General features: G+C 73.5%; 13 protein-coding genes. 7 read left to right on the top strand and 6 right to left on the bottom strand.

Going from position 1 to position 12,990, the window contains the following annotated elements; translation table 11 throughout:
- Positions 1-32: 32 nt before the first annotated feature.
- Together PV419_RS08325 and hisN are read right to left on the bottom strand one after the other, a co-directional pair.
- Complete coding sequence (locus PV419_RS08325) at positions 33-434, bottom strand: cyclic nucleotide-binding/CBS domain-containing protein (RefSeq protein WP_319687559.1); 402 nt, start codon at positions 432-434, stop codon at positions 33-35.
- A gap of 265 nt (positions 435-699) precedes the next feature.
- Positions 700-1,494 carry a histidinol-phosphatase gene (gene hisN, locus PV419_RS08320; protein WP_319687127.1) on the bottom strand — a complete coding sequence of 265 codons (795 nt, stop codon included), beginning with the start codon at positions 1,492-1,494 and terminating at the stop codon, positions 700-702.
- Between the two features lie 155 nt (positions 1,495-1,649).
- On the opposite strand from hisN, the gene PV419_RS08315 reads away from it, so the two are divergent.
- The gene (locus tag PV419_RS08315) at positions 1,650-2,258 is read left to right on the top strand and encodes a TetR/AcrR family transcriptional regulator (protein ID WP_319687126.1); all 609 of its coding nucleotides are present in this window, start codon (positions 1,650-1,652) and stop codon (positions 2,256-2,258) included.
- Here the strand turns inward: PV419_RS08315 and PV419_RS08310 are convergent.
- The 4 genes from PV419_RS08310 to PV419_RS08295 all read right to left on the bottom strand — a co-directional run bounded on the left by PV419_RS08310 (position 2,255) and on the right by PV419_RS08295 (position 6,039).
- A complete protein-coding gene (locus PV419_RS08310) occupies positions 2,255-2,578 on the bottom strand; it encodes a DMT family transporter (RefSeq protein ID WP_319687125.1) in 324 nt (107 codons plus the stop codon). The two genes, PV419_RS08315 and PV419_RS08310, sit on opposite strands and share 4 nt — an antisense overlap.
- A gap of 251 nt (positions 2,579-2,829) precedes the next feature.
- A complete protein-coding gene (gene rsgA / locus PV419_RS08305) occupies positions 2,830-3,837 on the bottom strand; it encodes a ribosome small subunit-dependent GTPase A (protein WP_319687123.1) in 1,008 nt (335 codons plus the stop codon).
- A 12-nt stretch (positions 3,838-3,849) separates the two neighbouring features.
- Entirely contained in the window at positions 3,850-5,235 is a 1,386-nt protein-coding gene (gene aroA, locus PV419_RS08300) for a 3-phosphoshikimate 1-carboxyvinyltransferase (RefSeq protein WP_319687122.1), read from the bottom strand.
- Between the two features lie 90 nt (positions 5,236-5,325).
- Positions 5,326-6,039 carry a M50 family metallopeptidase gene (locus tag PV419_RS08295; RefSeq protein ID WP_319687121.1) on the bottom strand — a complete coding sequence of 238 codons (714 nt, stop codon included), beginning with the start codon at positions 6,037-6,039 and terminating at the stop codon, positions 5,326-5,328.
- 133 nt (positions 6,040-6,172) lie between these two features.
- Here PV419_RS08295 and PV419_RS08290 point away from each other — a divergent pair, with 133 nt between their 5' ends.
- From PV419_RS08290 to PV419_RS08265, 6 genes are all read left to right on the top strand, one after another.
- On the top strand, positions 6,173-7,012 hold the full coding sequence (locus PV419_RS08290; protein WP_319687120.1) for an SOS response-associated peptidase: 840 nt from the start codon (positions 6,173-6,175) through the stop codon (positions 7,010-7,012).
- 191 nt (positions 7,013-7,203) lie between these two features.
- Entirely contained in the window at positions 7,204-7,827 is a 624-nt protein-coding gene (locus PV419_RS08285) for an alpha/beta family hydrolase (protein WP_319687558.1), read from the top strand.
- Between the two features lie 331 nt (positions 7,828-8,158).
- Positions 8,159-8,848: a sigma-70 family RNA polymerase sigma factor gene (locus PV419_RS08280; RefSeq protein ID WP_319687557.1), complete on the top strand. Its 690-nt coding sequence runs from the start codon at positions 8,159-8,161 to the stop codon at positions 8,846-8,848.
- Positions 8,845-9,162 carry a mycothiol system anti-sigma-R factor gene (gene rsrA, locus PV419_RS08275; RefSeq protein ID WP_319687119.1) on the top strand — a complete coding sequence of 106 codons (318 nt, stop codon included), beginning with the start codon at positions 8,845-8,847 and terminating at the stop codon, positions 9,160-9,162. The genes PV419_RS08280 and rsrA overlap by 4 nt, the downstream gene beginning before the upstream one ends.
- Before the next feature lie 391 nt (positions 9,163-9,553).
- Positions 9,554-11,398: an HD domain-containing phosphohydrolase gene (locus PV419_RS08270; RefSeq protein WP_415925258.1), complete on the top strand. Its 1,845-nt coding sequence runs from the start codon at positions 9,554-9,556 to the stop codon at positions 11,396-11,398.
- A gap of 149 nt (positions 11,399-11,547) precedes the next feature.
- The gene (locus PV419_RS08265) at positions 11,548-12,972 is read left to right on the top strand and encodes an HD-GYP domain-containing protein (protein WP_415925257.1); all 1,425 of its coding nucleotides are present in this window, start codon (positions 11,548-11,550) and stop codon (positions 12,970-12,972) included.
- The last annotated feature ends 18 nt before the right edge of the window (positions 12,973-12,990 follow it).

The raw sequence follows: 12,990 nt of genomic DNA, 5'->3' as shown, positions 1-12,990 counted from the left end.
TGATTTGGACATTATCCAAATCAATGCGCCCCTCACCCTGCCAGCGCGGGCTCCGGCTGCCGTGCGCCGGCCCAGCAGCGGATGATGTCGCGCACCGACACCACACCCACCGGATCGCCCGCCTCCAGGACGATCAGATGGCGGAAGCCGCCGTGGGACATCGCGCGCGCCGCCTCGTCGAGCGTCCACTGAGGAGCGGCGAAGACGACGTCCGAGGTGGTGTGGGCATGGGCCCGCTCATGGTCCGGGTCCTGGCCCGAGCCCAGTGAGTTGAGGACGTCGCGCTCGGTCAGAATGCCGAGCCCGCTGGTATCAGGGTCCAGCACGATCGCCGAGCCGACGCGTCGCGCGGACATCAGCCGGGCGGCCTGGCGCAAGGTGTGGGCGGGGCCGATGGTGAGGACCACCGAACTCATGGCGTCGCGGACGAGCATGGGCGGGGGCATGGTCGTGCCACCTCCTTGGCGAATCCTTACTGCGGGGACTGCGTGCACTGCGTGGACCTGCGTGGACTGCGGGGGGCCTGCGTGGACCGCGTCGCTGCGCGGCGGTGCAGTACCGCACAAGTTCACAAGCACGTGGATTCACATGTTCACATGGGGGCGCGGACGTCAACAAGGGGCGTGCGGAAGCCGATCTGCCGCCTGGTACGCCCCCGTACCCCGGCACGCGTGAGCCGGTCCGGACCCTGGACGGGCCCTAGTCGCCCAGGTAGCTCAGCAGTTCGCCGTGCAGCAGACCGTTCGACGCCGCCGCGTTCCCGCTGAGCGGCCCCGGCGCCCCGTCGAGCCCCGTGAAGCGGCCGCCCGCCTCTTGGACGATGATCGCGTTCGCCGCCATGTCCCACAGCGACAGCTCGGGTTCGGCACAGATGTCCACCGACCCCTCGGCGACCATCATGTACGGCCAGAAGTCGCCGTAGCCGCGCGTCCGCCAGCAGGCCCGGGTCAGGTCGAGGAAGCCGTCCAGCCTGCCGCGCTCCTCCCAGCCGCTGAGCGAGGAGTAAGCGAACGACGCGTCCCCCAGCCGCGCCACGCGTGACACCGCCAGCCGACTCGCGGACGACAGGCTCCGGCCGGTGTACGCCCCCAGCCCCTCGGCCGCCCACCAGCGGCGGCCGAGCGCCGGCGCCGACACCACCCCGACGACCGGCCGGTCGCCGCCCGCGCCGCGCTCCATGAGCGCGATCAGCGTGGCCCAGACCGGCACCCCGCGCACGTAGTTTTTGGTGCCGTCGATCGGGTCCACGACCCAGCGGCGCGGACCGCTGCCCTCGCTGCCGAACTCCTCGCCCAGAACCGCGTCCCGCGGCCGGGCGCGCTGCAGCGAGGTGCGGATCAGCTCCTCGGCCGCCTTGTCGGCCTCGCTGACCGGCGTCATATCGGGTTTCGTCTCGACCTTGAGGTCGAGCGCCTTGAATCGCTCCATGGTGGTGGCGTCGGCGGTATCGGCGAGTACATGGGCGAAACGCAGGTCATCGTGGTAGTCGGGCATGGCCGAACAGTATCGACACGGAATCGGCCGATCCACACGACCACAGCCGGACGGGGGCGCCCGGGGCGTACGCCGTGGCTATTGACACCACCTGGCGGTGCGTCAATTCTGTCCGCACGTGCCGCCGAATGGGACGCATGGCCTGGGAGGCGACGATGCCCGCAGCACGTGAATCCTTACTCGACGCGGCCTTCACCGCGCTCGCCGATCGCCCGTGGACGGTGGTCCGCATGGTCGATGTGGCGTTGGCGGCCGGGGTCTCGCGACAGACGCTCTACAACGAGTTCGGCAGCAAGGACGGTCTCGCGCGCGCCCTGGTGCGCCGTGAGGCCGAGGCGTATCTGACCGGCGTCGAGCGGGCGCTGTCCGGAGCGTCCGGCGCCGTCGGCCCGAACGAGCGGCTGGCGGCCGCGGCGGGCTGGACCGTACGGGCGGCGGCCGCGAACCCCCTGGTGCGGGCGGTGCTCACCGGCTGCTGGGACGAACGGCTGCCCTCGCCCCAGCGCACCGGGATCGGCGTCGGCTCCGGCCCGGCTCCCTCGGCGCGGCGCCCGGGCGTCCCGGATCCGCTGCCCTCGCCCGTCGAGCTCCTGGGGGAGATCAGGGACCGCGCGGTGCGCCTGCTGGCGGGCGACTGGCCGCAGGGCGGGGCGGCGGATCTGAGCAAGGCCTGCGAGACGGCCGCGCGCCTGGCGTTGTCGTGCGTGGTCGCGCCCGTGTCGGAGGAGGAGGTGGAGAGCCTGGTGCGTGGGGCGCTGGCCTAGTGCGCCGAGCCGGAGAGCTGCAGGCCGATCACGCCGACGATCACCAGCGAGATGGAGATGAGCTTGAGCGTGGAGACCAGGTCACCGAGGAAGACCATGCCGTAGATCGCGGTCCCCGCCGCCCCGATCCCCGTCCACACCGCATACGCCGGGCCCACGTCCAGCTTCTTCAGGGAGAGGGTCAGCAGGCCGAAGCTGCCCAGCGCGAAGGCGCAGAAGGCGATGGTCGGCCAGAGTCTGGTGAAGCCGTGTGAGAGCTTGAGGCAGACGGCGAAGCCCGTTTCGAGTAGCCCGGCGACCACGACGAGCAGCCACGCCATCGAATCTCCTTTACGCGTTGGCGCGCAGCGCCACCAGTTCGCTACCGTCTGTATCGCGCCGTCAGGCGCCGGTCAGGGCTCGGCCGTCATGAGGTCGCTATGGCGGCCGAGTGAAAAGCCCCCTCCTGCTGGGAGGGGGAGGAGTCACACAAGTCCTCCCGTGCCGTGTGTGTTGAGGGCTGTTGTCCGCTTGCCCGGAGTATCCATTTACCTCTCGTGGCGGGCGGCAAACGTTGCGTCGGCGGGCGGGGTCAGTCGCCCTCTCGCCGCTCGCGCGTGGCCAGCAGCCGTCGCAGGGAGTAGAGCCGGGCCGGATCGGCGTGGCCGTCGGCGACCCACTGGTCCAGCGCGCAGTCCGGCTCGTCGTGGCTGCAGGCGCGCGGACAGCCCTCGGTGCCCGGCTCCAGGTCCGGGAAGGCGTGGATGACCCGCGCGGGGTCCACATGGTGCAGCCCGAAGGACCGTACGCCCGGGGTGTCGATCACCCATCCGTCGTCGCCGGGCAGCGGGAGCGCGAGCGCGGAGGTGGTGGTGTGGCGGCCGCGGCCGGTGACCGCGTTGACCCGGCCCGTGGCCCGCTTGCGCTCCGGGACCAGGGCGTTGACCAGGGTCGTCTTGCCGACGCCCGAGTGCCCGACGAAGACCGTGACTTTGTCCGCGAGGCGTTCGCGCACCCGGTCGGCCGTGCCGCCGTCGGCCAGCTCCTCGCGGTTGGTGACGACATAGGGGACGCCGAGCGGCCCGTAGGACTCCAGCAGGGTGGCCGCCGGGGCGAGGTCGGACTTGGTGAGGACCAGCAGCGGGGACAGCCCGGCGTCGAAGGCGGCGACCAGGCAGCGGTCGATCAGGCGCGGGCGCGGCTCCGGGTCGGCGAGCGCGGTGACGATGGCCAGCTGGTCGGCGTTGGCGACGACCACCCGCTCGAAGGGGTCGTCGTCATCCGCGGTGCGGCGCAGCACCGACGAGCGCTCCTCGACCCGTACGATCCGCGCGAGGGTGTCCTTGGCGCCCGACAGGTCCCCGACCACCGCGACCCGGTCCCCGACCACCACGCCCTTGCGGCCCAGCTCGCGGGCCTTCATGGCGATGATGGTGCGGTCCTCGACCAGGACGGTCAGCCGGCCGCGGTCGATGGTCAGCACAAAGCCTTCGGCGGCGTCCTCGTGCTTGGGGCGGATGCTGGTGCGCGGGCGGTTGCCCCTGCGGTTGGGGCGGACCCGGACGTCGTCCTCGTCGGTGTGCTTGCCGTAGCGGCGCATGGCGGGGGCGCCTCAGGCTCTCCGCGCCGGGGCCGTCGCCGCGCCGAGCATGCCGGTCCACAGGCCGGGGAAGTCGGGCAGGGTCTTGGCCGTGGTGGCCACGTTCTCGATCTGTACGCCCTCGACGACCAGGCCGATGACCGCGCCGGCGGTGGCCAGCCGGTGGTCCTCGTAGGTGTGGAAGACCCCGCCGTGCAGCGGGCGGGGGCGGATCCGCAGCCCGTCGGCGGTCTCGGTGACATCGCCGCCGAGTTCGTTGATCTCCTTGGCCAGGGCCGCGAGCCGGTCGGTCTCGTGCAGCCGCAGATGCGCGATGCCGTGCAGCGAGGACTCGGAGTCGGCCAGTGCGGCCACCGCCGCGATCACCGGGGTGAGCTCGCCCACCTCGTGCAGATCGGCGTCGATTCCGGTGATCCGGCCGGTGCCGGTGAAGGTCAGACCGGCGTCGGTGAGCTCGCAGGAGCCGCCCATGTCGGTGAAGATCCGGCGCAGCGCGTCGCCGGGCTGGGTGGTGCGCTCCGGCCAGTCCGGGATCGTCACCCGGCCGCCGGTGACCAGGGCGGCCGCCAGGAACGGTGCCGCGTTGGACAGGTCGGGCTCGACCACCAGGTCGCGGCCCAGCAGGGCGCTGGGCGAGACCCGCCATACGTTCGGCTCGCCGCCCGCCTCCGGGGCGTCCACGGCCGCGCCCGCGGCCCGCAGCATGTCGACGGTCATCCGGATGTGCGGCAGCGAGGGCAGCGCGGCGCCCACGTGGCGCACCTCGACGCCCTGGTTGAAGCGCGGCGCGGACAGCAGCAGCGCGCTGACGAACTGCGACGAGGAGGAGGCGTCGATGCGCACCGGGCCGCCGTCCAGCGCCCCGCCGCCGTGCACGGTCATCGGCAGCGCGCCGCGGCCGTCGTCGTCGATCCGGGCGCCGAGCGCGCGCAGTGCGTCGATCACGCCGTGCAGCGGGCGCTCGTGCGAGCGCGGGTCGCCGTCGAACCGCACCGGGCCGTCGGCCAGCGCCGCGACCGGGGGCAGGAAGCGCATCACCGTACCGGCGTTGCCGACGTCGACGGTGGCCGGGCCGTGCAGGCCAGCCGGGATGACCCGCCAGGCCTCGCCACCGCCCTCGGAGCCCGGCGCGCCGAGGGAGCCGGGGGAACGGTCGGACACCGTCTCCTCGATGCCCACGCCCAGGGCGCGCAGCGCCTCGGCCATCAGAAGGGTGTCACGGGAGCGCAGCGGGCGGCGCAGCCAGCCGGGCTCGGCGGCGAGCGCGGCCAGGATCAGGCCGCGGTTGGTGACCGACTTGGATCCGGGCACGGTGACGGTCGCGTCGACCGCTCCGTCGGCGAGCGGAGCGGGCCAGAGGGCGTCGTGCGCGCCCGAAGAGGTCTCAATGCCGGTCATGGCTCTCACTTTAGTGGCTCGCCGAGAGTAAGATTCTTGATCAAAAACGGCGAAACCCAGTCGAAACACGCCACTGGTATGGACAGCTCGTCACAGCCCCAGCAGCCAGCGGCCGCCGCCGATCAGCGAGCTCAGCGAGACCACGTGGAAGAGCAGCAGCCAGACCGGGGCCGGGACGTTGGTCAGCCGCGCCAACTGGTCGGGATCGGAGTCGTACGCCCCCGAGTATCGGCGCTTGCGCTGCAGCTCGAACGGGGGCCGGACGCCGCCCAGGAGCAGGAACCACACCACGACGTACGCGAAGGCCGCCTGCACGTCCGGCTTGGTCAGCCAGGAGACGAGGAAGAAGGCCGCCCCGGAGGCGACCACGGTGAGCACGCCGTACGCGTTGCGGATCATGACGAGCATCACCGCCAGCAGCGCCGTCGTCCCCCACAGCAGCGCGGTGATATGGCCCGCGGCCAGCAGCCACGCCCCCGCCAGGCCGAGCAGGGACGGCGCGGTGTAGCCGGCGGCCGCGGTGAGGATCATGCCCAGGCCGGTGGGCTTGCCACGCGAGACGGTCAGCCCCGAGGTGTCCGAGTGGAGGCGTATGCCGTCCAGCCGCCGGCCGCTGAGCAGCGCCACCAGTCCGTGGCCGCCCTCGTGGGCGATGGTGATGGCGTTGCGGGCGATCCGCCAGGCGACCTGGGAGACGACCACCGAGAGCGCGACGAGCCCGGTGGCGGCGACCAGCCAGGTGGTGGGGTCCGGCTGGGTGCCGACGACGCGGTCCCACAGATCGGCGGCGTTCGTGCTGTCCATGTGCGGGAGACTCCTCGCGTCCGTCTTCTGTGCTTCTGCTCTTGTGCTTCTGCTCTTCAGTACGTTCTTCGTGGCCGCTCGGTTTCGACGGCCAGGCGTCACCGGCCGTGGGCGTCGTGGCAGTGTGGCACCTATGTGCGGTCGATACGCAGCGAGCCGGAAGCCCGAGGACCTCGTCGGCCTCTTCGGGGTGCAGAAGTGGGAGCCGGAGGAGACGCTGGCCCCGGACTGGAACGTCGCGCCCACCAAGGACGTGTACGCGGTGCTTGAACGCCCTCTCAAAGACTCCGATGCCGGCGATCCGAGCCCGGTCCGCCAGCTGAGAGCGCTGAAGTGGGGGCTGGTGCCGTCCTGGGCCAAGTCGCCGGACACCGGCGTGAAGATGATCAACGCGCGGGCGGAGACGGTGCACGAGAAGCCCTCCTACCGCCGCCCCTTCGCCTCGCGCCGCTGTCTGCTGCCCGCCGACGGCTACTACGAGTGGGTCACCGCCTCGGGGGAGCGGCAGCTGGAGGAGCAGGGGAAGCGGAAGCGGCCGCGCAAGCAGCCCTACTTCGTGACCCCGGTGGACGGCTCGGTGATGGCCATGGCCGGGCTGTACGAGTTCTGGCGGGACCGGACGCTGCCGGACGACCACCCGCGGGCCTGGTGGGTGACCTGTACGGTCATCACGACCGAGGCGGAGAAGGAGCCGTTTCCCCTGTTGGGCGAGGGCGGGGACGACAGCGGCGCGGGGCCGCGGTCGCTGGCCGAGATCCACCCGCGGATGCCGCTCGTGCTCACCGAGGACCGCTGGGCGGCCTGGCTCGACCCCTCCAGCACCGACCCCGACGAGCTGCGCTCGCTGCTCGCCCCGCCGCCCGCGGGGCTGCTGCGCGCCTACCCGGTCGCCACGGCCGTCAGTGATGTACGTAACAACGGCCCGGAGCTGGTGACCGAGCTGGAGGCCCCCGAGTCGGGCACGCTCTTCTGAGCGGCCTGCCGAGCGTCCTTCCGGGCGCAGCCGCCGGGACGCGGCAGGATGGGCACGTGAGCGCCGAGCAGATCGAGCAGTCAGCCGAGAACGGGCCCGCCGAGAACGGGACCACTGAGAACGGGACCACTGAGAACGGGACCACTGAGAACGGGACCACTGAGAACGGGACGGCCGGGGCCGCCGAGACCGTGCCGACACCCGTCGGCGACGCCCGCATCACCTGGCACCGCGCCCCCGGAGCCCGCACCGTGCTGGCCGTGAGCCACGGCGCCGGGGGCGGGATCGAGGCGCGGGACCTGCGGGCGCTGGCCGCCGCGCTGCCGCCGCTGGGCGCCAGCGTCGCGCTGGTCGAGCAGCCGTGGCGGGTGGCGGGCAAGAAGGTGGCGCCCGCGCCCAAGACCCTGGACACCGGATGGCGCGCGCTGTGGCCCGCCCTGGAGAAGTCCGGGCTGCCGGTCGTCGCGGGCGGCCGCAGCGCCGGGGCGCGGGTGGCCTGTCGTACGGCGCGCGAGCTGGGCGCGAGCGCCGTGCTGGCGCTGTCCTTCCCGCTGCACCCGCCGGGCAAGCCGGAGCGGTCCCGGGCCGAGGAGCTGCTGGGCGCCGGTCTGCCGACGCTGGTGGTCCAGGGCGGCCGCGATCCGTTCGGCCGCCCCGAGGAGTTCCCCGAGCTGCCCGCCGGCATGGAGCTGGTGGGGATCCCGCACGGCGACCACAGCTTCGCCGTGCCCAAGAGGGCGGACATCGGCCAGGAGGAGGCGCTGGCGCGGATCACCGGCGCCGTGGCCGGATGGCTGGCCCGCGTACCGCTCTGAGCTGTGCGGACGCGCCGTATGGGGTGGCGCGGACGGCCCGGGAATGCGGCCGGGACGCCATCTGTTGTAGGGGGCGTCGTTATGAGCCCCCAGCTACCGCTGGGAGGTGCCCCCGGACAAGGCACAGGCTCGAGTACAGGCACCAGCAGAAGGAGTCCCCGGTATGGGTTCGCTCGCTTGCCCGGCCCGCCCGCGCGCCGCCGACCTGGACTGGTCGCAGCCGCAGACGGGGTGGACCGCCCGGAACGAAGCGGCGGGCGGACCGGATCGTCGTCTATTCTCCGATTCGAGCGGGTCCGCAATCGGCGGCCTCGCCACGAACGCGGAGGAGGTGGGTCAGGTCACTGGCACCGACGCGGGGACCGACGGCGTGACCGAGGGCCGGCCGGTCGGGCAGCCGCAGGAGACGGGCGCCGAGCGCAATGCGCGCTTCGAACGGGATGCCCTTACCTTCCTCGACCAGATGTACTCCGCCGCATTGCGTATGACACGCAATCCGGCCGACGCCGAGGACCTGGTCCAGGAGACGTACGCGAAGGCGTACGGATCCTTCCACCAGTTCCGTGAGGGCACCAACCTCAAGGCGTGGCTGTACCGCATCCTGACCAACACCTTTATCAACTCGTACCGCAAGAAGCAGCGGGAACCCCAGCGCAGCGCGGCCGAGGAGATCGAGGACTGGCAGCTGGCTCGCGCCGAGTCACATATGTCGACCGGTCTGCGCTCCGCGGAGTCACAGGCGCTCGATCACCTCCCCGACTCGGACGTCAAGGAAGCGCTCCAGGCCATTCCCGAGGAGTTCCGCATCGCGGTTTATCTCGCGGACGTCGAGGGGTTTGCCTACAAGGAGATCGCAGACATCATGGGGACACCCATCGGCACCGTGATGTCGCGGCTGCACCGTGGGCGCCGCCAGCTGCGCGGTCTGCTCGAGGACTATGCGCGGGGGCGCGGGCTGGTCCCGGCCGGCGCGTCCGCCGCGGCGGACGAGTCGAACGATCGGAAAGGCGCGGACTCATGAGCTGCGGAGACCCGCACGAGACGGATTGCTCCGAGGTCCTCGACCACCTCTACGAGTTCCTCGACCGGGAGATGCCCGACGTCGACCGCGCCAAGCTCGAGGTGCACTTCCACGAGTGCTCCCCCTGCCTGGAGAAGTACGGCCTGGAGCAGGCCGTGAAGAAGCTGGTCAAGCGGTGCTGCGGCCATGACGACGTGCCCAGCGACCTGCGCTCGAAGGTCATGAGCCGCATCGAGCTGATCCGCTCCGGCGAGGAAGTGCCGGAGCGGGACGTCACCGCGGAGGCGAACGCGCCGACGCTCGCGCAGGACTAGCGCCGCGTCAGTCAAGGTTTGCCCGGTAGCGAGGCGTCCTGGTGCGGTCAGCTGCAAGGCGCCGGATCGGCCTCCGGGGGCACCTCCCGGCCGAAGGCTGGGGGCGGGCCTACTCGGCTGATTCGGCAACGCAGCAGATGGCCGTGCCAGGGCGGCGAGCGGGGCAAACCTGGGCTGACGGGGCACTAGCCGCCAGCGCGGGATCAGCCACCCGCGCGGCGCCGGCCGCTCGCCGCGGCGCGGACGTCACCGAAACCGCCGAAGCCGCCCGATCATCACCCGAAGGTGTGCAATCGGGCGGACCATACGGACCAACCCCGCGCGCCCGGCTCTATCCTCCCCAATCTGACGGCCCCGACCGGGGCCGTTCGACGAACGGGGAGGAGGAGGCATGCGGGCGGTTCCTCTGGCGGCGCGCGTCTACGTCCTGAGCGCCGCGCTGCTGGCCGCGGTGTGCGCCGCCCCGGCGCTGAGGCCCACGGCGGACATCCGATGGGCCACGGCCGCGCTGCTCGCCGCGCTCTACGCGGCGGGGGCCCGCCGACCGCCTTCGCTCTTTTTTCAGGGTTCGGTTCGCCTCCGGGGCGCCTCAGACCCTGTCGACGGTCGACCACGCGGCGGTAGCACATCAGCGTCTCCGGCGCGGGCGGCCGCGCCCCTTCGGCTCTCCCCCAGTTACCGCTGGGAGGTGCCCCCGCGCCCAGCGGCGTCGCCGGACTGGTGCGGCCCCGTGCTTCTGGCCGGGGTTTTTCTGCTGCCCGCGCCCGCCGCCGCGCTCGTGGCGGTGCCCGGCGCGCTGCTCGGCCCCGTCGAGCGGCGTCCCGCCGGGGTACGGCGGCTGTGGCGCGCCGCACGGCTCGCCCTCGCCGCGTACGCCGCCTCGCTCGCCTTCGGGCTCTGCGGCGGCCGGGAGGCCCTCGCCGCCCCCGCCGGTGGGCCGGGCTTCTTTCCGTACGCCCTGGTCCCCGCGGCGGCCGCCGCGCTCGTCCTGGGCCTGACCGCCGCCGCCCTGGAAGGCGGCGTGCTGATCACGGCCGAGGGCCGCCCACCGCGCGCCGCCTGGCGCGGCCGGGTGCTGTGCTCGCTCGTCCCCCACCTGGTGCACGGCCTGGCCGGGCTGACCATGGCGGTGCTGTGGCGCAGCCCCTACGGGCCGCTAGCCGCGCTTCTCGTGCTGCCGCCGATGTACGTCTGCGCCCGCGCCTTCGCGCTGTACCACCAGGAGCGCGCCGCCCATCAGGCCACCGTCCGCGCCCTCGTCCAGGCCGTCGACATCAAGGACCGGTACACGCGCGGCCACAGCGAGCGGGTCGGCCGCGCCTCCGTCATGATCGCCCGCGAGTTGGGGATGAGCGGGGACCGCCTCGAGGCGCTGCGCGTCGCGGGCGTCCTGCACGACGTGGGCAAGCTCGGCGTTCCCACCCGGCTGCTGCGCAAAAACGGTCCGCTGACCCCTGAGGAGCGCCGGGTCATCGAGCTCCACCCCGAGTACGGGCACGAGATGGTGCGCGGCATCGGCTTCCTGGGGGAGGCGCGGGAGGCCGTCCTCCACCACCACGAGCGGCTGGACGGGAGTGGCTATCCCCATGGGCTCGCGGGGGCGGACATTCCGGAGGCGGCGAGGGTGGTGGCGGTCGCGGACGCCTTCGACGCGATGACCTCGACCCGTACGTACCGGCGGGCGCGGCCGGTGCCCGCGGCGGTGGCGGAACTCAAGCGGTGCGCGGGGGCGCAGTTCGACCCACGGATGGTGGGTGCCCTGGCCCGCGCCCTGGACCGCTACGGCTGGCCCGCCGCGGTCCCGGAGGAGGCCCGCCCCCTCGCACCGGCTGTCCCGCCGGGACCGGCTGCCGGAGGCGCACCGGCGGTCCCGGGCACCCCAGCGGTCCCGGGCGCACCTGCTGCATCGGCCGTACTGGTGGTCCCGGCCGCACCGGCTGCCGCGGCTGCACTGGCCGACTCGGCCGGCCGGGATCACGTGCTGGGTCGCACACCTGCCCGCACGCTGGACCACGTACCGGATCGCGACCCGTCCCGCGCACCGGACCAGCGCGGAAACGTCCCGCCTGCGCCCGGCTCCGCGCGACCACCGGAGGCCGCGCCGGTGCCGGACGGGGTGCCGGGCACGGGTTCCGAAGCGGTGCCTGGCGCGGTGCCGCAGCCGGGCCCGGACGGCACCCGGCCCCAGGGGCTGGGACTGAGCGCCTCGGGGCCCGGCCGGGGCGGTGGCGCATGAGCCCGTGGCGGGGCGCCGCGCCGTGGCCCGGCGCCGGTGCGCGCAAGACGGCCGTCGGCGCATGCGGCGCCGCGACCCGAGGCCGGGCGGGACGCCGGAGCGAACGTGAGGCCGTGCATGGGTCGGGGACCGGGCGTCGGCCAAGGGCCGTGCGCTGGGCGCGCTCGGGCGCGCCGGGCGGGCGGGGAGGGCTCACCTGTGTCGCGGTGTACGGCGCGGCAGGCGCGCTCGCCGTAGCCGCCTTCGCATGGACGCAGTGGCGGGGTGTGCGCGAGCCGACGGCGGCGCTCGCTTTCGGGGCGCTCGTCGCTCTGGGGGAGGTCATACGGTGGGACGGGCGCCCGGCGGTGCGCGCGGGCGCGGGCGCGGACAGGGGCGCGGACGGGGCGCACGAGCGGCCGGGCGAGCCGGAGGCCGGAGAGCGTGAGCCCGCGCCCGTCGCCGCCGCGGCCGCCCTCGGCTATGCCGTGCTGGGGCGGCTGGAAGGCGCACCGGCCACGCACGGCGTCCTCCAGACCGTCGCCGTCGTCGGGGCCGCCTCCCTCCTCGCCCTGGTGCCGCGCACGGCCCTGGGACACCCGGCCGACCTCGACCGCGCCGCGCGCCGGGTGCTCACCGTCGCCTTCGTCGCGGTCTGCTGCCAACCGCTTCACCACACCGGCCGGTTGCGCTCCTGGCTCGACTGGCCCGACTGGCCCGACTGGCTCGGCCGACCCGGTCACCGCCCGTGCCTCGTCGCGTCCTTGCTGCTCGTCCTGGCGCTGGCCGCGTTCGGCGACGCCGTCATGGCCGCGGCCCTGGCCCGGGCCCGCACGGGCCGCCCCTACACGCCCTTGCTGTACGACGAGCTGCGCGCGCTGCCCGGCGTCGGGGCCGCGATCGGTGCGACGGCGGCGGTGACGGCCCCGGCGGTCGCGGTGGCCGGGCTGTGGGCGCTGCCGGTGCTCTGTGTGCCGCTGCTGCTCGTTCAGCACTCCTTCCGCCGCTGGGCGGGGATACGGGCCACCTGCCGCCAGACCGTCGCCTCGCTGGCCAGGACGACGGAGATAGCGGGGCACACCCCCGCGGGCCACGCCCGCCAGGTCGCCCGCCTCAGCCGCGCCGTCGGCCGTGAGCTGCGGCTTTCCGCTCCGTCGCTGACCGTGCTCGAGTACGCGGCGCTGATGCACGACCTCGGGCAGCTGTCGCTGCTCGACCCGGTGCCGGCCGGGGCCACCGAGCCGCTGCCGGAGGCCGAGCAGCGGCGGATAGCGCTGCTGGGCGGCGCCGTCGTACGGCAGACCGGGGTGCCGGACGAGGTCGCGGAGATCGTGGAGCGGCAGGCGGACCCGTATCGGGATCAGCCGCTTTTGGCCCGTATCGTGCGTGCGGTGAACGCCTACACCGAACTGGTGGGAGGTTCCCCGGGCGGCTCACAGGGAAACCCTCAGAAGGGTCGGGGCACGGCGGGGCCCGGGGCTCTGGAGCGGCTGCGGCGGGGCACGGTCCGCGACTTCGACCCGGTGGTGGTGGAGGCGCTGGCCATGGTCGTGTCGCGTCCGGTGCACGACCGGGTCCGTGGCCGCCCGAAGTGAGAACTCGCGGGTAATGAG

This window comes from Streptomyces sp. ME19-01-6 (assembly GCF_033793745.1).
GTDB lineage: Bacteria > Actinomycetota > Actinomycetes > Streptomycetales > Streptomycetaceae > Streptomyces.
This window is presented reverse-complemented; position numbering and strand designations above follow the sequence as displayed.